This is a genomic window from Paraburkholderia sp. BR10141 (assembly GCF_056155635.1).
In genome coordinates, this window is the sequence record NZ_JBMIQH010000005.1 from 239,687 (window position 1) to 261,028 (window position 21,342).

Annotated in this window: 15 protein-coding genes; 1 reads left to right on the top strand and 14 read right to left on the bottom strand. The window is 65.8% G+C overall.

Annotation, left to right across the window (positions count from 1 at the left end; all coding sequences use genetic code 11):
* Window positions 1-3: 3 nt before the first annotated feature.
* From ACOJB8_RS09665 to ku, 11 genes are all read right to left on the bottom strand, one after another.
* Entirely contained in the window at window positions 4-759 is a 756-nt protein-coding gene (locus tag ACOJB8_RS09665; protein ID WP_083245196.1) for a helix-turn-helix domain-containing protein, read from the bottom strand.
* Window positions 760-1,021: 262 nt separating this feature from the next.
* Window positions 1,022-2,413, bottom strand: a complete 1,392-nt coding sequence (locus ACOJB8_RS09670) for an aminotransferase (protein ID WP_475012258.1) — start codon at window positions 2,411-2,413, stop codon at window positions 1,022-1,024.
* 20 nt (window positions 2,414-2,433) lie between these two features.
* Window positions 2,434-3,912: an NAD-dependent succinate-semialdehyde dehydrogenase gene (locus ACOJB8_RS09675; RefSeq protein ID WP_475012259.1), complete on the bottom strand. Its 1,479-nt coding sequence runs from the start codon at window positions 3,910-3,912 to the stop codon at window positions 2,434-2,436.
* 128 nt (window positions 3,913-4,040) lie between these two features.
* On the bottom strand, window positions 4,041-4,523 hold the full coding sequence (locus ACOJB8_RS09680) for an Lrp/AsnC family transcriptional regulator (RefSeq protein WP_342919974.1): 483 nt from the start codon (window positions 4,521-4,523) through the stop codon (window positions 4,041-4,043).
* A 7-nt stretch (window positions 4,524-4,530) separates the two neighbouring features.
* Window positions 4,531-5,559 (bottom strand): N(2)-acetyl-L-2,4-diaminobutanoate deacetylase DoeB, encoded by a 1,029-nt coding sequence (doeB, locus tag ACOJB8_RS09685; protein ID WP_475012261.1) that lies wholly within the window; start codon window positions 5,557-5,559, stop codon window positions 4,531-4,533.
* 5 nt (window positions 5,560-5,564) lie between these two features.
* A complete protein-coding gene (doeA, locus tag ACOJB8_RS09690; RefSeq protein WP_475012263.1) occupies window positions 5,565-6,773 on the bottom strand; it encodes an ectoine hydrolase DoeA in 1,209 nt (402 codons plus the stop codon).
* Window positions 6,774-6,782: 9 nt separating this feature from the next.
* Window positions 6,783-7,808: a cyclodeaminase gene (locus ACOJB8_RS09695; RefSeq protein ID WP_475012265.1), complete on the bottom strand. Its 1,026-nt coding sequence runs from the start codon at window positions 7,806-7,808 to the stop codon at window positions 6,783-6,785.
* Window position 7,809: 1 nt separating this feature from the next.
* Window positions 7,810-8,790, bottom strand: coding sequence for a hydroxyectoine utilization dehydratase EutB (eutB, locus tag ACOJB8_RS09700; RefSeq protein ID WP_069263711.1), 981 nt, complete (start codon window positions 8,788-8,790; stop codon window positions 7,810-7,812).
* A gap of 108 nt (window positions 8,791-8,898) precedes the next feature.
* Entirely contained in the window at window positions 8,899-10,311 is a 1,413-nt protein-coding gene (gene ehuR, locus ACOJB8_RS09705; RefSeq protein WP_475012267.1) for a MocR-like ectoine utilization transcription factor EhuR, read from the bottom strand.
* A gap of 223 nt (window positions 10,312-10,534) precedes the next feature.
* Window positions 10,535-13,138, bottom strand: a complete 2,604-nt coding sequence (gene ligD / locus ACOJB8_RS09710) for a DNA ligase D (RefSeq protein ID WP_475012269.1) — start codon at window positions 13,136-13,138, stop codon at window positions 10,535-10,537.
* A gap of 44 nt (window positions 13,139-13,182) precedes the next feature.
* On the bottom strand, window positions 13,183-14,058 hold the full coding sequence (gene ku, locus ACOJB8_RS09715; protein WP_475012271.1) for a non-homologous end joining protein Ku: 876 nt from the start codon (window positions 14,056-14,058) through the stop codon (window positions 13,183-13,185).
* 244 nt (window positions 14,059-14,302) lie between these two features.
* Here ku and ACOJB8_RS09720 point away from each other — a divergent pair, with 244 nt between their 5' ends.
* Complete coding sequence (locus ACOJB8_RS09720; protein ID WP_475012273.1) at window positions 14,303-17,239, top strand: PAS domain-containing hybrid sensor histidine kinase/response regulator; 2,937 nt, start codon at window positions 14,303-14,305, stop codon at window positions 17,237-17,239.
* A gap of 17 nt (window positions 17,240-17,256) precedes the next feature.
* Here the strand turns inward: ACOJB8_RS09720 and ACOJB8_RS09725 are convergent, their stop codons facing one another.
* The 3 genes from ACOJB8_RS09725 to ACOJB8_RS09735 all read right to left on the bottom strand — a co-directional run bounded on the left by ACOJB8_RS09725 (window position 17,257) and on the right by ACOJB8_RS09735 (window position 21,045).
* Window positions 17,257-18,405: a branched-chain amino acid ABC transporter substrate-binding protein gene (locus tag ACOJB8_RS09725; RefSeq protein WP_342947600.1), complete on the bottom strand. Its 1,149-nt coding sequence runs from the start codon at window positions 18,403-18,405 to the stop codon at window positions 17,257-17,259.
* A gap of 76 nt (window positions 18,406-18,481) precedes the next feature.
* Window positions 18,482-19,714, bottom strand: coding sequence for an NAD(P)/FAD-dependent oxidoreductase (locus ACOJB8_RS09730; RefSeq protein ID WP_475012276.1), 1,233 nt, complete (start codon window positions 19,712-19,714; stop codon window positions 18,482-18,484).
* On the bottom strand, window positions 19,714-21,045 hold the full coding sequence (locus ACOJB8_RS09735; protein ID WP_368685325.1) for an amino acid permease: 1,332 nt from the start codon (window positions 21,043-21,045) through the stop codon (window positions 19,714-19,716). The genes ACOJB8_RS09730 and ACOJB8_RS09735 overlap by 1 nt, the downstream gene beginning before the upstream one ends.
* Between the last annotated feature and the right edge of the window lie 297 nt (window positions 21,046-21,342).

A 21,342-nucleotide genomic window follows, 5' to 3' on the forward strand; every position in this document is an offset into this window, starting at 1 on the left:
CGCCTAGACCGTCTGCAGCCCTTCGATATCGCAGATGCGGATCAGCTTGCCCTGCGCATCAATGAGGCCGCGCTTCTGGAAGCGCGACAAGATCCGGCTCACGGTTTCGAGCGTGATGCCCAGGTAGCTGCCCATGTCCTCGCGCGACATGCGCAGACGGAACTCGGCCTGCGAATAACCGCGCTGCCAGTTGCGCGACGACACGTCGAGCAGGAAGGCGGCCACGCGTTCTTCGGCGGTAAGCGAGCCCAGCACCATCATCTGCGAGGCTTCCTGGTTGAACTGGTCGCCCATGAGCCGGTGCAGCCGGTCCTGCATCGTGCCGCTTTCGCGGCACAAGCCCTTGAGCGCGGCGTAGGGAAGCGTGCAAATCGAGCTGTCTTCGAGGGCAACGGCGCTAAACGCGTGCACGTCGGTGGCGATGCCGTCGAGCCCCAGCGCGTCGCCCGCGAGACGCAGCCCCGTGATCTGCTCGCGGCCGTCGCGGTTGACGATCAGCGTCTTGAGCGAGCCGGAGCGCACGGCGTAGAGGCTGTCGAAGCGGTCGCCCGAGCGATACAGCGCCTCGCCGCGGCGCACCTTGCGCGCCCCGCAGATCAGCGCCTCGAGCTTCGGCAGGTCTTCCGCCGGCAGGCCTTGCGGCATGCAAAGATGGCGCATGGCGCACCCCGAACAGCGTGCGCTGGGCGGCGTTCCGGTGAGAGGAGCGCGGCTGCTTTGGCGCACGACGATAGCCGATCCTGCGACGGGTGAGAGCATCGAACGACTCCTTCTTTAACATTTTTTAAGATTTCGACGCATTGTCACACCATGCGCGTGCGTCAATGTGGTGGCAAAATGCCGCGCACCAGAACCGCGGGCCTTTGAGCCTTGTCAGGCAACGGTTTCACGGCCTTTTGCGCAAGCGCAAGCGACCGAAAAGCAACACCTGCGCAAGCCCAGCGGAAACAAAAAAGCCGCCGTATTGGCGTACGGCGGCTCGCGACATTGAACCGTCAACGGTTGACGCGCGCTGCGCAGCTTACCCCGCTACCAGACTGCGCTCGGCCACCTCGTCCACGGCCTGCTTGACGATCCCGACGATCTCGTCGGCCTCGGCGCGCGTCATGACGAGCGGCGGCGCGAAGCCCAGGATGTCGCCATGCGGCATGGCGCGTGCGATCACGCCACGCTCCAGCGCCGCCGCCGAAACCTTCGGCCCGATCTTCAGCGCCGGGTCGAACGGCCTGCGCGCGTCCTTGTCGGCCATGAACTCCAGCGCCGCCAGCATGCCCACGCTGCGCACCTCGCCCACGAGCGGATGCGCGCCGAATGCCTCGCGCAGCTTCGCGCCGAAGTACGAGCCGACCTGCCCGGCGTTCTCCACGAGCTTTTCACGCTCGAGGATCGCCAGATTGGCGAGCGCGGCGGCGGCACACACCGGGTGTCCCGAATAGGTCCAGCCGTGCCCCATCGGCCCGTGCTCCTGCGAGCCGCGCGCGATCACGTCCCAGACCTTCTCGCCCACGATCACGCTGGAGAGCGGCGCATACGCGCTCGTGAGGCCCTTCGCGACCGTGATGAGATCCGGTTCGATGCCGAAGTGCTGGGCGCCCATCTTCGAGCCCAGACGCCCGAAGCCGCACACCACCTCGTCGGAGATCAGCAGGATGTCGTGCTTGCGCAGCACCGCCTGGATGGCCGGCCAGTAGCCTTTGGGCGGCTCGATGATGCCGCCCGTGCCCATCACCGGCTCGGCGATGAACGCGGCAACCGTGTCCGCGCCTTCACGCGCGATCAGCTTTTCGAGCTCTTCCACGCAGTACGCGACGAACTGCGCCTCGTTCATGCCCGTGGGCGCCTTGCGATACCAGTGCGGGCAGACCGTATGCTTCACGCGATCGATCGGCAGATCGAAATGCTGATGGAAGCTCGGCAAGCCGGTGAGGCTGCCCGTGACGATGCCCGAGCCGTGATAGCCGCGGTCGCGCGAGATGATCTTCTTCTTGTTCGGGCGGCCCAGCACGTTGTTGTAGTACCAGACGATCTTGACCTGGGTTTCGTTCGCGTCCGAACCGGACATGCCGTAATACACCTTCTTCATGCCGGCAGGCGACCAGTCGATGATGCGCGACGACAGCTCGATGATCGCATCCGACGAATGGCCCACATAGGTGTGGTAGTACGCGAGCTGCTTCGCCTGCTCGTACATGGCGTCCGCAACTTCGGTGCGGCCGTAGCCGATGTTCACACAGTAGAGGCCCGCGAAGGCGTCGATATACTGCTTGCCCTCGTGGTCCTCGATGCGGACACCCTTGCCGCCGCGCACGATCTTGCCCGGCAGCGCGCCGCTCTCGTGGTCGTAGGCGTGCGTGGACGGGTGCATGAAGTGCGCGCGGTCCTGCTCGAAGAGTGCGTCGATGCGTTGAGTCATGTAGTCCTCCTGATTCCGGTTCAGGCCATGGCCGCGAGCGGCAGGCCCAGATTGCCAAGACAAAAATATTTGGTTTCCACGAAGGGCTCGAAGCCCTCCGCGCCACCTTCGCGGCCAAGGCCAGAGGCCTTCATGCCGCCGAATGGAATGGGCGCGCCCGTGAACTTCACGCCGTTCACCGAGACCATCGCGAAGTCGAGCCGCCGCACCAGCTGGAAGATCGTGTCCATGCGCGTCGCGCACACGTAGGCCGCGAGGCCATATTCCGTGTCGTTCGCCCTGGCGATCACTTCGTCGAGCGTGTCGAACGCGCAGACTGCCGAAATGGGCGCGAAGTTTTCCTCGTCGTACACGCGCATGCCGGGCGCGGCATCCGCGATCACCGTGGGCTCGTAGTACCAGCCGCCCAGCGCATGCGGATGGCCGCCCGACACGATGCGCGCGCCCTTCTCGCGTGCATCGGACACGCGCGCGACCGTGCTGTCGAACGCGGCCTGGTGCATGAGCGGGCCCACGTCCACGTCTTTTTCGAACGCCGGGCCGGTCTTGAGCGCGCGCACCGCCGCCGCATAGCGCTCGACAAACGCTTCGTAAAGCGGGCGCGCCACGAAAATACGGTTCGCCGCGCAGCAGTCCTGGCCCGAGGTCTGGAATTTCGCGCCCACGGCGATCCTGACGGACTGCTCGAGATCGGCGTCTTCCGTGACGATGAACGGTGCGTTGCCGCCCAGTTCCAGCGCGACTTTCTTGATGCCTGCGCGCGCCGCCGTCTGCGTGACGAGCGAGCCCACGCGCGTCGAGCCCGTGAAGCTCACGGCACGCACGCGCGTGTCGCCAACCAGGGTTTCCATCGCCATTTGCGGCTCGCCGAGCACCACGTTGTAGACGCCCGCCGGGAAGCCGGCTTCCTCTGCGAGTTGCGCCAGGGCGAGCGCCGAATACGGCGTTTCGTGTGCGGGTTTCACGACGACCGTGCAGCCGGCGGCGAGCGCGGCGGCGGCCTTGCGCGTGACCATCGCCACCGGAAAATTCCATGGCGTGATGAGCGCCGCGACACCCACCGGCTCCATCACCGTGCCCAGATGCGCACCATCGATATGAGTGGGAATCGTCCGGCCTGCCAGGCGTTTCGCTTCATGCGCATACCAATCGACGAAGCTCGCCGCATAGCGGATTTCGCCGCGCGATTCGGCCAGCGGCTTGCCCTGCTCCAGTGAAAGCAGTGCCGCCAGATCCTCCTGGTGCCGCACGATCCGTTCGTGCCAGCGCAGCAGCGCCGCGCTGCGCTGCGTTTGCGAGACCCAGCGCCACGATTCGAAGGCGCGCTGTGCCGCGTCCACTGCACCGGTGATCTGGGCGCGCTCGAGCATGGGCACGTGGCCGATCACCGACTGGTCCGCGGGGTTCTGCACGGCCACGGTGGCCGCGCTGTCGCTATGGACCCAGCGGCCGTCCACGTAGCACAGCGATTTGAACAGAATGGGGTGTCCTGGCAGCATCTCGTCTACTCCTTGTCAGGTCTGTCGATATGCCTTCCATTCTGGGGCTGGTGGCATCGCGATTTTTTTGGTTTTCGGCCCCGCGCACCTGCGTTTTTTTTGAACCGCAGCGCGCGGGCGCGAAAAATTCACGCGCTTTCCAGGGCCCACGCAGGCGCGTGGCTGGGCGCGCACTTCACCACCTTCGTCACGATGTAGGTGAAGTAGCGCTCGATGCCGAGATCCTCCATCAGCAGCGCGTCGACAAAGCGCTGGTAATGGTCGATGTCGCGCGCCAGCACGTGCAGCACGTAGTCCACTCCGCCGCCCGTCGCATAACACTGCATGACTTCTTCTGCCGTGCTCACGCGTTCTTCGAAGCGCCGCATGTCGGACGCGGTATGGCGCGATAGCGTCACTTCCACGACGATACGGCTGCCACGCATCGCGCCTACCCAGTCCACCTCGGCGTGATAGCCGCGTATCACGCCGCTTTCCTCGAGCTTGCGCACGCGCTCCCAGGCCGGCGAAATGGAGAGATTGACCTCTTCAGCGAGCTTCGATTTCGTGATGCGGCCATCGCGCTCGAGGATGCGCAGGATGGCGAGGTCGTAACGGTCGAGCTTAATCACGGCGCGCTCATGCCGCCACGGGCAGGTTGCGTTCGACGACGTCGGCCACCACGGCCACGGTGTCGCCCGCCTGCACGAGCCCTGGGAAATGGCGCGCCGCGAGCAGCCCTCCGCGTTGCGCCCGATATTCCACAGGGCGCGCGCCGGTGCGATCGATGTCGTGCACGCGCGCGAGTAACTCGCCCGCCTCGACGGTATCGCCGAGATCGCGGCACATCTCCAGCATGCCGCGATGCTCGCTCGTGGTGTAGCAGGTGCCGTCGGGCATGTCGAGCAAGGTGGTCGTGCGCGCGCCGACGCTGCGCTCGCCAGCCTTGCGCTCAATGACGCCGGCGTGCGCAAGAAAGCCGCGTACGCCGCGATCCGCAATCGCCACGCTCTGCGCGGTGGACGTGCCGCCACCGCCCAGTTCGGTCGAAACGAACACCTTGCCCGCTTCCTCCACGGCGCTGTCGAACAGGCCGACGCTGTCGAGTTCCAGCATGCGCATCGAATACGGCGCGCCGAACGCCCGCATCGCACGCTCGCAACGCGCCTGCTGATCGCCATCGGGCAGCACATGGATCGCCGCGAACGGCACGAAGTCGAGCGTGCGCCCGCCCGCGTGAATATCGAGCACGTAATCGGCACGCGCGAGCAACTCACGCTGGAAGTAATCGGCGATCTTTTCGGTCACGCTGCCATCGGGGCGACCTGGAAAGCTGCGGTTCAGATTGCCCGCATCGATCGGCGAGGTGCGCGTGCCCGCACGAAACGCGGGATAGTTCATGTACGGCACGATGATCACGCGGCCATTCACGTCCGCGGCCTGCAACGAGCCCGCCAGCTTGGCGAGCGCGATCGGGCCTTCGTATTCGTCGCCGTGATTGCCGCCCGTGAGCAGCACCGTCGGCCCCTCGCCGTGCTTGACCACGGTAAGCGGAATCATGATCGCGCCCCACGCGGAATCGTCGCGCGAATAAGGCAGCCTCAAAAAGCCGTGTTGCACGCCATTGGCGTCGTAATCGACGGTCGGCGTAATCGGTGACGCACGCATCGGCCCTACTCCTTCACGAACAGTTTGCGCGGCGTGGTGCAAAACGTTTCGACGCCGGTTTCAGTGATCAGAATGCTTTCGGTGATCTCGAGACCCCAATCGTCGAGCCACAGCCCCGGCATGAAGTGAAACGTCATGCCGGGTTCGAGCACCGTGCGGTCGCCCGGACGCAGGCTCATGGTGCGCTCGCCCCAGTCGGGCGGAAAACTCGCGCCGATGGGGTAGCCGCAGCGGCTGTTTTTCTCGATGCCCGACTTGCTCAGCACTGCAAAGAACGCATTGGCGATGTCCTCGCACACGTTGCCGGGCTTCGCGGCGGCAAGGCCGGCCTCGATGCCTTCCACCACGGCTTTCTCCGCATCGAGAAAGTGCTTTGGCGGCTTGCCGAGATAGACCGTGCGCGACTGCGGGCAGTGATAGCGGTGGTAGCAGCCCGCGATCTCGAAGAACGTGCCCGCGTTCGCCGTGAATGCCGAATCGTCCCACGTGAGGTGCGGGGCGGCGGCATCGGCGCCGGTGGGCAGGAGCGGCACGATGGCGGGATAGTCGCCGCCGCGGCCCTCCACGCCGGTAATGCCCGCCTCATAGATCTGCGCAACGAGGTCGCACTTCCTCATGCCCGGCTCGACCACATCGAGAATGCGCGCATGCATCTTCTCGACGATGCGCGCCGCGACGCGCATGTACTCGATCTCGCGCGGCGACTTCACCGCGCGTTGCCAGTTCACGAGCGCGGTGGCGTCCACCCAGCGCGCCTTGGGCAAATGGCGCTGGAGCGACGCGTAGGCTGCTGCACTGAAGTAATAGTTGTCCATCTCCACGCCAACGCTCAGCGAGTCCCAGCCGCGCGCGGCGATGACTTCCGTGCTCAGATAGTCCATGGGGTGACGCACAGGCGACTGAACATAATGATCAGGATAGCCAATGATATTGTCGTGCGACATGAACGCCGTGCGCTTCGCGCCGTTTGCGTCCTGGCCCCGACCGAACCAGACGGGTTCGCCGTCCATGGTCAGCAGCACGCATTGATGGACATAGAACGACCAGCCGTCGTAGCCGGTCAGCCAGTTCATGTTGGTCGGGTCCGTGACGATCAGCAGATCGATGCCTTCGTCCTGCATCGCGCGGCGCGTCTTCGCAATGCGCGCGTCGTATTCGCTGCGTGCGAACACGAGGCGCGGCGCCACCTCACTCTTTTCAGTTGCTGCGGACATCTTTCCCTCTCAAGGCGTGACTGCGTTGTGAAACACCGCGCCCGCACCGGTCGCGCGGGCGCGCTGCAAGGCGAGAACGGCAATGGCGGTGTCCTGCGCCCCGGTGCCGGTGAGGTCGCAGATCGTGATGTCGTTGGCACTTACGCGGCCCTCGCGGCGGCCCGCGATCACTTCGCCCAGCTCCGCGAAGCCGCGATCGGGCGCGACCTTGTGCGCTTCGATCGCGTGCCTCAGTTCGCCGAGCACGCGCGTTTGCTGCAAGCGGTCGCAGACATAGCGCGCCGATTCGAATACCGAGGGCGCGAGTTCGTTCTTGTACTCGGCGTCGGAGCCCATGGCCGTGAGGTGCAAACCGGCGTGCAGGTCCGCCGCGTGCACGAGCGGTGTGCGGCTGGGGGTGGTCGTCACGGCCACGTCGGCCTGCGCGAGCGCGTCGTGCACCGAAGCGACGACGCGGGCGCGCACGCCGTGGCGGCGTTCGGCGTCGGCGGCGAAGACCGAAGCGCGCGCCGCATCGCGGGCCCAAACGCTCACGCTGTCGATCTTGCGCACCAGCATGAGCGCATCGAGTTGCAGGCGCGCCTGCTCGCCCGCGCCGATGATCGCCGCATGGCGCGCGTCGGGACGCGCAAGCCAGCGCGCGGCTACTGCGCCCGCCGCGGCGGTGCGCACGGCAGTCAGATAACCGTTGTCGAGCAGCACGGCCTCGGTAAGACCCGTGCGCGCAGAGAGCACGAGCATCAGCCCGTTCAGGCTCGGGAGGCCCAACGAGGGATTGTCGAAAAAGCCGGGGCTGATCTTGATGGCGAACTGTTCGAAGCGTGGCAGATACGCCGTTTTCACATCGACCTCGCCATGCCGCTCGGGCAGCGCGAGATTGAGAATGGGCGGCATGACAACGGCTTCGGTTGCGAGCGCAACGAATGCGGATTCGACCTGATCCACGGCCGCAAGATCGAGCGGGACGAGTTCGCGCAGTTGCTGTGCGCCCAGCAACGTAACCGGCGGCAACTCAGGTGACAACTCGGAATGCATTTCAAACCTCCGTCACGAGACGGCGGTGCACCGTCATGTCGATGTTCGCGCCGCTCACGACGATCACGAGCGGGCCTTTGCTGCGCTCGATGTGCCCGTCGAGCAGCGCCGCCATGCCCACCGCGCCCGCGCCTTCCACCACGAGGCGTTCTTCGCGGTACGCGTGGGCCACGCCGTGCGCGATCGAAGGCTCGCCGAGCAGGATGACTTCATCGGCCAACGCGCGAGTCAGCGCGAAGGTGTGGCGATTGTCGAGACCAATGCCGCCGCCCAGCGAATCGGCCAATGTTTCGCTTTCCTCAACGTCGACCGGATGGCCCGCCGCGAGGCTCGCATGCATGGCCGCGCCGCGCGCCATCGAAACGCCGATGGCGCGCACGTCCGGCCGGATCTGCTTCGCCGCAAACGCTGCGCCGCTGAACAGTCCGCCGCCCGAAAGCGGCACCACGAGGGTCGCGGTGTCGGGCAGCGCTTCGAGAATTTCGAGGCCGATGGTGGCTTGCCCGGCGATCACGTGCAAGTCGTCGAACGGCGGCACGAACGCATAGCCTTCTTCGCGCATGAGGCGTTGCGCTTCGATCTGCGCTTCGTCCTGGCTCTTGCCCGCGATCACCACGCGCGCGCCCAGCGCAGCCACGGCTTCGACCTTGTTGGGCGGCACGAGCGACGACATGCAGACGGCCGACTCCATGCCGAGCGCGTGTGCCGCATACGCGAGTGCACGGCCATGATTGCCGGTGGACGCGGTGACGACGCGCTTCACGCCCGACTCGGCGAGATGCGCCACCGCGTTGGTCGCGCCGCGCAACTTGAAGCTGCCCGTGGGCTGCACGGTTTCGAGCTTGAAGTAGACCGGCACGCCCACGCGCGCCGACAAAGTGGGAGACGCCACGAGCGGGGTGTGCGCTACGCGGCCGGCGAGCCGCTGGCGCGCGCGGTAGACATCGGCAAGCGAGAGTGACGAAAACGAAAGCGACGACATGAAATGCACGTTCCTTCCTGTGAATCTGTGCAATCCAGTCTAATGAGCCAAAACGGGCTTTCTAATGTCCTGGTACAATCCGCGCGCCCGGATGGGCAGACGCAACGTCTAGTTGAAATCGTGCACGTGCGGATACTGCTCGAACACGCCCGCCATGGTCTGCAGCGCGTTGCGGCACGCGGTGTCCGACGCTTCCGCGCCAAGGCTGATGCGCACCGCATTGGGACGCGCTGTGCCGCCCACGAGAAATGGGTCCGGCGAAGTCACGGCAATCTGGCGATTGCGCAATTCGCGCACGACGCGGTCCGCCTGCCAGTAGTCGGGCACGCGCAGCCAGGCGGACAGCGCGTTGGGATGCGCGCCGAGCACATAGTCGCCCAACGCCTCGCGCACCATCGCCTGGCGCGCGGCGAGCCGCTCCCGCTGCAGTTCCACGAGGCGCCGCGCGGTGCCGTCCATGATCCAGCGCGTGGCAATCTCCGCAATCGGCGAGGTCGCCATCCAGCTGCTCACGCGCAACACGCTTTCCACGCGCAGCGCAAGGCGGCGCGGCATGGCGAGATAGCCCGTGCGCAGACCGGTGAGCACCGACTTGGTCATGCTCGTGCAATAGAACGCCAGCTCGGGAATCAGGCTCGCGACAGGCGTGTTGGCTTTCGCGGGCAGCGCGCCATACACATCGTCCTCGATCACGTACACGCCATAGCGCTCCGCAATGCGCGCAATCGCGCGGCGGCGCGAATCGGGCAAGACGGCCATGGTGGGATTGTTGAAGGTCGGCGTGCACACGAGCGCGCTCACGCGCTCGCTGTCGCACATTTCCTCGAAATGCTCGGGACGGATGCCGTACTCGTCGATTTCGAGCCCCTTGAGCGTGAAGCCCAGCACGTTTGCCGAGCCGATTACGCCGTGGTCCGTGAGGCTTTCGCAGAGCACGGTGTCGCCGGGGCCTACCGTGGAGGCGAGCGCGAGGAAAATGCCGTGCGCCGCGCCATTGGTGATGAGGAGCGATTCGGGTTTCACCGGCATGTTGAGCGAGGCGAGCCACGCCGCGCCCGCCTGGCGATGATGCTCGAAGCCCGCGATGGGCCGAAATGAGCGAATCCACGGCTGATCGTCCAGCGTGGCGAGCGTCGCGCACACCTCGCGCCACGCGGCGTCGTGCTGCGGCGTGTGGACGATGCGCGCAATGGAAAAGTCGACGATCTCGCGCTCGGCCGTGTCGAGAATATAGTTCGACATCGACTCGGTCACGCGCGCGGCGACGAAGCTGCCGCGCCCGACCTCGCAGCGAATCAGGCCCTGCCTTTCGAGTTCCTTGTAGGCATTGGTGACCGTCTGCACGCTCACGCCCAGTTCCGAGGCCACCTCGCGCTGCGGCGCGAGACGCACGCCGGAAACGAGCGCGCCGCGCTCGATGTCCTGTGCAATCGCCTTGACCAGCCGTTTGTATTTGGATTCTGCGCCGTGCGCGGCCCCGACCGCGTCACGCCACTCGCCCGAAATCGTCGCCCACGCCATCTCGATCCGCTCCTCGGTAAGCGTTCATGGTCGCTCAGAAACGGGGCGGAAAATAATTGTCTCAGGACAATTGCGGGTAAAAAAAGGACAATCATGTCCGGAAAATCGACAGCGCCTGCGTCGGTCAGCACCTCGATTTCGCGCGCCGCGCTCGCGCTGCGCCAGCGAACCCACTTCGGAGGCGACGAGCTGGCGAGCCTGGCTGGCATCTGACGATAAGCTTTCACCTCCCGCCGAGTGGTTTCCACATGGAGGCCGTGATGCGTTGGCGCGCCTTTTCGTAACCGCTCCACGGATCGGCGCGCAGCGCTTCGAGCCGCCCGCGCACGTTCGCGACATTCCACTGGTCGCCGCTTGTGAGCGTGTGCAGTTCGTCCCAGTCGACGGGCACCGATACGCCAAGACCGGGCCGCGCCCGCGGCGCATAAGCCGCAGCTGTGCTCGCACCGCGGTTGTTGCGCAAATAATCCACGAAAATCCGGCCCTTGCGGTTCTGCGCCCCCATCTTCGCGCTGAAGCGCTCGGGCAGCGTCGCCGCCATGTGGCTCGCCACCGCGCGCGCGAAGTCCTTGGCCTCGTCCCAGCCGGCATGGCGTGTGAGCGGCACCACCACGTGCAGGCCCCGCCCGCCGCTCGTTTTACACCACGCCTGCAGGCCCAGCGCGTCGAGCAGTTCGCGCGTGAGCTGCGCGGCCTCGAGCATGCGCTCCCATGCGAGCGAGGGATCGGGGTCCAGGTCGAAGACGATGCGGTCGGGCTTTTCGATGCTCGCCGCGAGCGCATTCCAGGTGTGCAGTTCGATCGTGTCCATCTGCGCCGCGCCGACCAGCGCCTCGGTGGTATCGAGCGTGAGCAGCGGCGCATGGCCCGGATCGAGGCCGGGGTGCTGCGTGGCATGCGGAATCTGCAGCGCGTTGGCGTGTTTCTGGAAAAACAGCTCGCCGCCCACGCCCTTGGGGGCGCGCGCAAGCGCGACGGGCCGCCCCTGCACGTGCGGCAGCAGCCGTTCAGCAATCGCTTCGAAGTACTCAACGAGATCGATCTTGCGCAGTCCGCTTTGCGCGTCGATCACGCGCTCGGGATGCGTGATGCGCACGCCGGCGACCTCGGCTTCGTCGTGGGCGGCGCGGCGCGTACGGCTCGCCGTCTTTGGCGCGCTCGCCGAAGCCTGCATTGCGGCCTTCTTTTCGCGTTGGTTCGCCACCGCCTGCACGGGCGTGGACTGCCCTTCGCGCACGATGTCCTTTGCGGGCTTGTCCTCGCGCAGTCCGACGAACGACGCCTGGCGCACCACGCCCGCGCTCGTCCATGTCTTGAAGCGCACCTCCGCCACGAGTTCAGGCCGCACCCAGTGCACGCCCGCGCGACGCTCGGCCGCCGGCACCGCCGCGAACGGCGAGTTCTGGCGCTCGCGCGCACGCAGTTCGCCCGCCATCGCTTCGAGCCGCGCCGCGTCGAAACCCGTTCCCACTTTGCCGGCATATTGCAACGCGCCATCGTCGCCATACACGCCGAGCAGCAGTGCGCCGAACCCCTCGCGGCTGCCCTTCGGTTCCGTATAGCCGCCGATCACGAATTCCTGGCGCCGCGAGCAGCGCAGCTTGAGCCACGCTGCGCTGCGCGTGGACGTGTAGCGACTATCGCGCCGCTTGGCGACGAGTCCTTCGAGATTCGCCTCGCAGGCGGCTTCGAGCAGGGCCTGCGGTTCGCCCTCGAAGGCCGCCGAAAAACGCAGCGCATCGTCAGGCTTTTGTGAGAGCAGCGCCGAGAGCTTATTGCGGCGCGCCTCGAGCGCCACGCCGCGCAAGTCCGCGCCGTCTAGCCAAGGCAGATCGAAGAGCCAGAACGTGATGTCGCCCGCACGGCCCGCGTCGAACGCGTTCTGCAACGCCTGGAAGTTGGGCACGCCCGTCGCGTCGAGCACAACGGCCTCGCCGTCCAGCCACGCCGATTCGACCTTCAGCGCGCGCAGCGCTTGCACCTGACGCGGAAACTTCGCTGTCCAGTCGTTGCCGGTGCGGGTAAAGATACGCACATCGCCCTTGCCGCGCGCGTGGCGGTCAATGCGCGCCAGCACGCGGTAGCCGTCGAACTTCATTTCGTAGAGCCAGTTGTCGCCGTGCGGGGGAGCGTCGACCGGCGTAGCAAGTTCCGGGGCAAGTGTCTCTGGCATCGATGCGCGCACTGCGCCTTCCAGTGCCGTGGCTGCCTCCTGCTTCGCGGCCCGGTTGCCCGCGCGGGCGCCCTTTTTTGATGTTTTCGACGTTTTCGACGTAGCAGGTTCGTCCTCGACTACATGGAATTCGTCTTCAGGCACGGCCTCGTCGTCGCGCTGCTTGATCAGCAACCAGCTCTCCTGTTTGCCGTCGTGCATGGGACTCCGCACGAGCGCCCAGCTGCCGTGCAGCCGCTCGCCCTCCAGCGTGAATTTGAGCTTGCCTTGCGCATACCCTTCGCGCGCGCCGCGCAAACCGCCCTCGGGGCGCCACACACCGTGGTCCCAGATCGCCACCGTGCCTGCGCCATAGCTGCCTTCGGGAATGCGCCCTTCGAACGAGCCATATTCGAGCGGATGATCCTCCACATGCACGGCGAGCCGTTTCACCGTCGGGTCGAGGCTCGGGCCCTTGGGAATAGCCCACGACTTGAGCGTGCCGTCCAGCTCGAGGCGAAAGTCGTAGTGCAGCCGCCGCGCATCGTGACGCTGTATCACGAACGATCCTTCACCCTCTCGCGGTTTCGCGCTGCGTCGCGCAGTGCGACCACGCGGCTCCGGCGTTTCATCGAAGCGGCGCTTCTGTTCGTAGACTTCGAGCTTGTGCTTCATCGTTCGCCCCTTGTTCCTCTCTCTCAGAGCCGCGCTCGCGTTCATCACGCCGCGCGCCGTCCGCGCTTCGGCGCCGGTTTCCCGGACGGCGCACTCGCGCCGCTCCCGCCACCCTCGCTGCGCTTGCCGAGACTGCGCTTGAGCAACTCGGAAAGGTCGACGATATCCGCGCCGCGCCGCTCGGGCGCGGGTGCCGCAACGGGCGTGAGTTCGTGCGCCTTGCCTTCGCGCGCCTTGCGCCCGGCCAGTTCGAGAATCGCGTCGAGGTAGGTGTCGCGATACGTTTCGGGGTCCCAGTCCGTGCTCATGTCGTCGATGAGCTTGCGCGCCATTTGCAGTTCCTGTGTGCTCACGCCCGCGGCTTTTGCACTGCTGGGCAGCCGCTTCACCGCATCGAACTCGCGCACCTCGGTGGCCCACCGCAGCGTTTGCAGCGCAAGCGCGGGGCCCACCGCCACGAGCGCCGCGAGATGCTGCCGGCTGTGCAGCACGACGCTCGCAATGCCGAGCTTGCCGCTCGCCGCGAGCGCGTCGCGCAAGAGCGCGTAGGTCTTGCCCGCGCGCTTATCGGGGGCGAGCCAGTACGGCGTGTCGAGGTAGAGAAAGGAGACCTGCGACGCCTCGACGAACGCGAGCAGCTCGACCGTCTGCGTCGATTCGGGACTCGCGGCCTTGATCTCCTCGTCGGACATCACCACGTAGGCGCCTTTTTCATACTCGTAGCCGCGCACGATGTCGGCGTGCTGGACCGCCTTGCCCGTGCGCTTGTTGATCTGCTGATAGCCAACTGGGTCCAGCGTGCGCCGATCGAGCAGGTTGAAGCCGGTACGCTCGCTCTGCGTAGCCGGGAACACTTCGACCGGCACATACACGAGCCCGAAGGTGATGGCGCCTCTCCATATCCATATCGCGCGTGGCATGCTCGCATCCTCCTCGCCTTCCGTATCGTGCGGCCATCGCGCAAATACAATGCCCGTCGCCCTTGCGGCCCGTTCAGAAGTGCACTGTGTTCAAAGGGACGCAACAAAACGTGCTGGCATCTCCCGGTTTTTATCTACGGGAATACGCGATGCTTACCCGCAAACACAATGGGCTCACCTGCGTTAGCAACTTTGCACCGAAGATGCGAACGCCGGGGCGGCGGACGACTAAAGCGGAGGCAGCATGCAAGACAACGGCGCACCTGCGCTCACGGTCGAGGAAACGCTGATCACCGAAGCCCTGGTGAACCGCCCGAACCGACTGCCCGACTACCAGGGCGAGAGCCGTGCGCTTGCTGCGCTCGCGCATGAAATGGCGAACAATCCCTCAGGTGTGCTGCCTATGCTCGCGCGGCTCGCCCTCACGCTTTGCCGCGCCGGGTCGGCGGGCGTGAGCGTGCCCGAGCGCGACGGCCCCACGGCCCGCTTCCGCTGGGGCGCGGTGGCCGGCGAACTGGCTGCCGACGTGGACCGCACGCTTCCCGGCGACGATTGTCCCTGCGGCGTGACCGAGGGGCGCAATACCATGCTTCTCTTCGACCGGCCGGCACGCAGCTTTGCTTCGTACCGCGCGATCGATCCACCCATCAGCGAGGCGTTGCACGTGCCATGGCGCGTCAACGGCACGGTGGTCGGCACGGTCTGGGCCGTGACGCACGGCGAAGAAAGACATTTCGACGCCGAGGACGCGCGCCAGCTACAAGGTCTCGCCTCCTGCGCGAGCGCCGCCCACCAGTTGACGAGCGCGCTGAGCGACGCCCAGGACGCGGGCCGCAATCTCGCGCAGCAGGTGGCCGAACGCACGCGCACGCTGCAGAACATCAATACGAAGCTCCACGACGAAGCCGGGCACCGCAAGCAGGTCGAAGAGGCGCTGCGCGAGAGCGAGGCGCGCCTGCAGGCCGCCATCTCCATCGAAACCGTGGGCGTGCTGTTCTTCGACCTCGACGGCACCATGGCCGACGCCAACGGCGCTTTCGAGCAGATGAGCGGCTATAGCCGCGAGGATTTGCGCGCCGCGGCGCACTGGGACCGGCTCGTGCCGCTCGAATTTCTCGGCGTCACGACGCGTGCGGTCACCGACCTCGCCACCACCGGACGCACACAGCCTTATGAACGGCAGTTGATCCGCAAGGACGGCACGCGCTGGTGGGGCCTTTTCGCGCCCACGCGGATCTCGGGCACGGGCATGGCTTCCAGGTGCGCCGAATTCGCACTGGACATTACGGAACGCAAGCGCGTGGAAACTGAATGCGCTGACAGCGAGGAGCGCTTTCGCGCGTTGGTGGAAGGCTTTGCGCAGGCCGTATGGGAAGCCGATGCCCAAGGTCAGGCCGAGTCGGTCTCGCCGGGCTGGTCGGAATATACCGGGCAGCCCGGCGAAGAATGGCTCGGCGAAGGCTGGGCGAACGCCGTCCATCCCGATGACCGCGCCTACGCGCTGCGCCAATGGAAAGACGCGATTGCGGCACAACGCGTGGTGAACGCGGAATATCGCCTGCACGTCGCCGCGGGTGGCTGGCGCTGGACCAACGTGCGCGCCGCGCCGATCTGGAATCCGGACGGCACAGTGCGCAAGTGGGTGGGCATGAATATCGACGTGGACGACCGCCGCAGCGCACAGGAAGCGCTGCGCGAGAGCGAGGCGCGCTTTCGCGCGCTAGCCGAAGCGTCGCCCGCACTGATCTGGCAAATCGACACGCAAGGCAATACGGTCTATCTGAACCAGCGCTATCTCACGGCGATCGGCCTCACGCCCGGACAGCTGCTCGAAACCGGCTGGCAAACCATCGTGCATCCGCGCGATCTGCCCGGCTTTCTGTCGCGCCTACAGGCTGCGCAACTCGACCATTGCGCGTTCCAGAGCCGGCTGCGCGTGAAAATCAAGGATGCAGGCTGGCACTGGTTCGAAACCTGTTGTGCGCCGTGGTTTTCCGCGAACGGCGAGTTTCGCGGCCACGTGTGTGTATCGATCGACGTGACCGAAGCCGTGAATGCCGAAGACGCGCTCAAGGAAGCGGACCGGCGCAAGGACGAATTCCTCGCCACGCTCGCGCACGAGCTGCGCAATCCGCTCGCGCCGATCGCCAATGCGCTGCACCTCATCCGGCACAGCGAGTTTCCAGCGGACTCCGCGCCGATCCTCGACATGCTCGATCGTCAGGTGCATCACATGGTGCGGCTGATCGACGACCTGATGGAAGTGTCGCGCATCACGCGCGGCAAGATCGGCCTCGTGAAGGCGCCCGTGGCGCTCGCGGAAATCATCGAGAATGCCGTCGAGACGAGCCGCCCCGCCATCGATCAGGCCCATCATGAACTGAGCATCACGCTTCCCGACACGCCGCTCGTTCTCGACGCCGATCGCGTGCGGCTCACGCAGGTCTTCGCGAACATGCTCAACAACGCGGCGCGCTACACCGACACGGGCGGCCAGATCCGGCTCGACGCCACGCGCGAAGGCGAGTGGGTCGTCGTCGCACTGAGCGATACCGGAATCGGCATGTCGGCGGGGCAGATCGATCAGGTGTTCGAAATGTTCACCCAGGTCAGCCGCCCCGCCGACCGCAACCAGGGGGGCCTCGGCATTGGCCTCACCATGGTGCGACATCTCGTGCGCATGCACGGCGGCACCGTCGAGGCGGCAAGCGCAGGCCCCGGCAAAGGCAGCACCTTCACGGTGCGCCTGCCGCTCTCGCAGCAGACACCTACCGAACCGCGCGATACCCCGGCGAGCGTGGCGCGCGCTGCGAAGCCGCTCGCGGGCAAGCGCATTCTCGTGGTCGACGACAACCGCGACGCCGCCGATTCGCTCGCCATGGTGCTCTCGGGCGAAGGCGCGCAGGTGCGCGTGGTCTACGACGGCGCCGCCGCGCTCGGTGCGCTGGCGCAGTCGGTGCCACATGCGGTCGTGCTCGACATCGGCATGCCCGGCATGGACGGCTATGAAATCGCGCGACAGATCCGTCAAAGCCCGCGGTACGTCGGCCTTCAGATCATCGCGCTAACGGGTTGGGGCCAGCACGCCGACCGGCTGCGCTCGCGCATGAGCGGTATCGATTCGCATCTCACGAAGCCGGTCGATTTCCACACGCTATTCGAGCTGCTGGTCGCGCGCTGAAAGGCCCCTCACGCGCTTTACACGCCATTACCCCCGAGCGTCTTGAGGCTCTTCCACTGGCCCTGCTGCACCTCGAAGAGCGTATAAGGCGGCTTGATGAGGTCGCCGTGCGGATCGAACGCGATATTGCCCGTCACGCCCACCACCGTCACCTTCGGGAAACTCGCGACGATCTTCGAGCGGTCGAGCGAATCGGCGTCGCGAATCGCCTTGATCATCGCGAGCGCGGCATCATAGGCGAACGGCGCATACAGTTCGACATCCTGATTGAAGCGTGCCTTGTAGCGCTTCGCGAATGCTTGCGCGGAAGGCAGCTTGTCGAGCGCCGGTCCCGGTTCGAGATCCTGCGTGCCTTCGCCCGCCGGGCCCGCGATCTGCAGGAAGGCATTGCTCTTCAATGCGCCCGCGCCGAACAGGCGCGCCGGCATGCCGAGCGTGCGCATCTGCTTGGCGAGCATCGCGCCCTGTTCGTCGAGGCCGCCAAAGAAAATCACGTCGACGTTCTTCTGCTTGAGCGAGGTAAGTATGGCGCGAAAATCGACGGCTTTGTCATTGGTGAACTCGCGGTCGACGATATTGCCGTTGGCCTCCTTCGCGCCTTTCTCGAACGCGTCGGCGAGCCCCTGGCCAAAGGCCGTGCGGTCGTCGATGATGCCGATGCGCTTCGCCTTCAACTGCTCCACCGCGAACTTGCCGGCGATCACGCCGCCTATGCCGTCGTTGCCCATGGTGCGAAACACGTTCGCGTAGCCCTGCTGGGTTAGCGCCGGATTCGTCGAGCCCGGCGTGATCATCGCGACATTCGCATTGTGATACACCGTCGAAGCGGGAATGCTGCAGCCCGAGTTGTAGTGGCCGATCACGCCGACCACGCCGTCGTCCACGAGCTTTTGCGCCACCTGCACGGCCACGTGCGGATCGGCCTGGTCGTCCTGCACGTCGAGCACGTACTTCACCGGCTTGCCCGCAATCATGGGGTGTTTGGCGTTCTCCTCGTCGATCGCGAGCTGCGCGCCATACTGCAAGTCCTTGCCGACGCGCGCCACCGGGCCGGTGAGCGGACCCGCGAAGCCGATCTTCACAACCTCGGGGTCGGCCGCCTGCGCGGGGCCGTGCAAGCCCATCAGCCCGAGGGCCATCGTTAGTACGAGAGTGCGGCGGTTCATGATGCTCATCCTCGCTGGGAGACTGTTGCGGTGGGTGTTATGTGGCGGTTGGCTGGAAAGTGGCTTGAATCACGGGTTAAAAGCGTCGCGGACTATAAGGCGAAAGATCGAAAGGAGGCGCACGCCTTGCAACGAGATCGGCGACCACGCTGCCCGTCACGCCGCCGAGCGTCACGCCCAGATGCTGGTGCCCGAACGCGTAGATCACGCGCGGCGAGCGGCTCGACGCGCCCACCACGGGCAACGCGTCGGGCAGGCTCGGCCTGAAACCCAGCCAGTCGCTGTCCGGTTCCGGCAGCCCGGGCAGCGCCTCCTGCGCGGAGCGCGTCAAGAGGCGCAGCAGGTCCGCGTTCTTGCCCGCGCCGCTGGCCGCCAGCTCGACGGTGCCCGCCGCGCGGATGCCGCCGTCCATCGGCGTCATGTAGAAGCCGCGTTCGGCCCAGCCGCACGGACGCGAAATTCGATTAGCGGTGCCAGGAAAGCGCACGTGATAGCCACGTTCCACACCTAGCGGCACTGCGTCGCCGCATTGGCGCGCGAGGCGCCCCGAAAACGCACCCGCGCAGACAATGGCCTGTTCCGCGTCATGTGCCTCGCCCGCCGTATCGATCAGCTTCACCGCACCAGACGTTGGCTTCAGCGTATCGACCGCCACGCGCCGGTGCACCAGGCCGCGCTGCGTCAGCATCGCGTGCAAGGTCTGCAGAAAGCCGCGCGGATCGCTCAGAAACCAGCTGCCCTTGAAGAGCGTGCCTTGAGAGAAGAGCGGCGCGAGGCCGGGCTCCAGTTGGGCGATCTCGTTGCGCGCGAGCGTTTCGAACGCCACGCCGAGCGAGCGCCGTAGCTCGAGCGCCGGCTGCGCGGCCTTGAACGACGCTGCGCTCGAATACAGGTAAAGGCATTCGCGTTCACGCACGAAGGCCGCGAGCGTGTCGACGGCCAGCATTTCGCGGTAGCCTTCAAAGGCGCGCGAAAGCAATTGCGCGAGCGCATTCACGCTGCCCTCATAGCGGCGGGGCGTCGCGCTCAGCAGGAAACGCGTGAGCCAGGGCGCGAGCGCCGGCACGTCGCCCCAGCGGATGCGCAGCGGGCTCGTCGACGAGAATAGAAAGCGCGGGATATTGCGGAACACGTCCGGGTTGTTCACGGGAATGCACGCATAGTTCGCGAACGTGCCCGCGTTGCCGTATGAAGCGCCCTCGCCCGGCCCCTGCGCGTCGTACAGCGTCACGCTGTGCCCGTCGCGCATGAGCCAGTACGCGCACGACAACCCCACGAAGCCCGCGCCGATGACAGCCACTTGCGCCATTACTTCTTCCAGTTGGTTGCAGGCTCACGGAATTCCTGCACGTGAGTCCTCTTGCGTGTGAGCAGGTAAGCCGCCGACACCACCGCCAGGCTCGCCAGGCTCGCCATGAGCTGGCCCGCGAGCGCATGGTCGAAGCCCATCGCGCAGAGCACGCCGGCAATCGCGGCCACCACGGCCCACGAAAGCCAGGGAAAGAGCCACATTTTGAATGTGAGCCGTTCGGGCGCCGTCGCCTCGAGGCGCCGGCGAATCACGATCTGCGAAACGGCGATGGAGAGATACACGAACAGCATGATCGCGCCCGATGCACTGACGAGATAGAGGAACACGCCCTGGGGCGAAACGATCGCCGCGACGATGGCCACGTAGCCGACGATGCTGCTCGCGAGCACGGCGAGACGCGGCACGCGGCTCTTCGAGAGCGTGAGCAGCGCGCGCGGGGCGTCGCGGCGCTCGGCGAGCCGGAACACGATGCGCGAGGAGACATAGAGCCCGGAGTTCAGCGCCGAGAGCACGGCCACCAGAACGATTGCATTCATGATGTCCGCGGCGCCCGGAATATGCATGGTTTCGAGCGCGGCCACGAACGGCGAGTAGCCCACCTTGATGCTCGCCCACGGCACGATGCACGCGATCACGAAGAGCGAGCCGACATAGAACGTGATGACGCGCAGGATGACCGAGCGCGTCATCGACGCCACGTTGCGGCCCGGATCGTCGGATTCGGCCGCGGCAATGGTCGCGATCTCCGCACCGCCCACCGCGAAAATCACCGTGGGCACGCCCGCGAAGATCGACATCGCGCCGAACGGCATGAATCCGTGGTCGCCGCTCAGGTTGTTCACGGTCTGGTGCCACGAGCTGAACCCGAACAGATAGCTCGCGCCCACCACGATGAACACGATGATCGCCGCCACCTTGATCGACGCGAACCAGTACTCGAATTCTCCATACGATTTCACCGAGAGCAGGTTCACGGCCGTCATGAGCGACAGGAGCACGAGCCCGATCACCCAGACCGGTGCGGGAATCCAGCGCTGCAGGATGCCCGCGCCCGCCACCGCCTCCACGGCGACCACGATGACCCAGAAGTACCAGTAGAGCCAGCCGTTCGTGAAACCGGCCCAGTCGCCGAGACCGATGCGCGTGAACTCCGTGAACGAGCCGACACCCGGATGCGCGAGCGCCATCTCGCCGAGCATACGCATGACGAACAGCACGACGATGCCGGCCAGCAGATAGCTCAGGCAGGCAGCCGGCCCCATCGCGCTGATGGTCGCGCTGCTCCCGACGAAGAGCCCCGCGCCGATGATTCCGCCGAGCGAAATCATCGTGACGTGCCGCTTGCGCAGCGAGTGGCCAAGGGGTGTGGATGTTGCGTCTGAAGCGGGTGTGGGTTGCCGGGTTGCCACGAGCCTGTCCTCCTGTAATACAGTGCGTGTTGCGCCGAACTGCCGACCGAACAAAACCTTGAATTCATACTCACACAATAATTTTTTGTGTGCAATTAAAAATGCTTTGTGTGGAGACCAGGAAATTCCCTGGTGGGTGACCTTTCGGTCCGGGACAAAGGCAGCTAAACTCCGGCCAGATATCGTACTATTGGCGTAACGATGCGGCGGCGGCGC

Coding starts and splice junctions, on each gene's coding strand:
- eutB (WP_069263711.1), bottom strand. CDS start 8,790: ATGTCGTCGCTTTCGTTTTCGTCACTCTCGCTTGCCGATGTCTACCGC.
- ACOJB8_RS09720 (WP_475012273.1), top strand. CDS start 14,303: ATGCAAGACAACGGCGCACCTGCGCTCACGGTCGAGGAAACGCTGATC.
- doeB (WP_475012261.1), bottom strand. CDS start 5,559: ATGCGTGCGTCACCGATTACGCCGACCGTCGATTACGACGCCAATGGC.
- ACOJB8_RS09730 (WP_475012276.1), bottom strand. CDS start 19,714: ATGGCGCAAGTGGCTGTCATCGGCGCGGGCTTCGTGGGGTTGTCGTGC.
- ligD (WP_475012269.1), bottom strand. CDS start 13,138: ATGAAGCACAAGCTCGAAGTCTACGAACAGAAGCGCCGCTTCGATGAA.
- ACOJB8_RS09665 (WP_083245196.1), bottom strand. CDS start 759: ATGCTCTCACCCGTCGCAGGATCGGCTATCGTCGTGCGCCAAAGCAGC.
- ACOJB8_RS09725 (WP_342947600.1), bottom strand. CDS start 18,405: ATGAACCGCCGCACTCTCGTACTAACGATGGCCCTCGGGCTGATGGGC.
- ACOJB8_RS09675 (WP_475012259.1), bottom strand. CDS start 3,912: ATGCTGCCAGGACACCCCATTCTGTTCAAATCGCTGTGCTACGTGGAC.
- ehuR (WP_475012267.1), bottom strand. CDS start 10,311: ATGGCGTGGGCGACGATTTCGGGCGAGTGGCGTGACGCGGTCGGGGCC.
- ACOJB8_RS09670 (WP_475012258.1), bottom strand. CDS start 2,413: ATGACTCAACGCATCGACGCACTCTTCGAGCAGGACCGCGCGCACTTC.
- ACOJB8_RS09695 (WP_475012265.1), bottom strand. CDS start 7,808: ATGCATTCCGAGTTGTCACCTGAGTTGCCGCCGGTTACGTTGCTGGGC.
- ku (WP_475012271.1), bottom strand. CDS start 14,058: ATGCCACGCGCGATATGGATATGGAGAGGCGCCATCACCTTCGGGCTC.
- doeA (WP_475012263.1), bottom strand. CDS start 6,773: ATGTCCGCAGCAACTGAAAAGAGTGAGGTGGCGCCGCGCCTCGTGTTC.
- ACOJB8_RS09735 (WP_368685325.1), bottom strand. CDS start 21,045: ATGATTTCGCTCGGCGGAATCATCGGCGCGGGGCTCTTCGTCGGGAGC.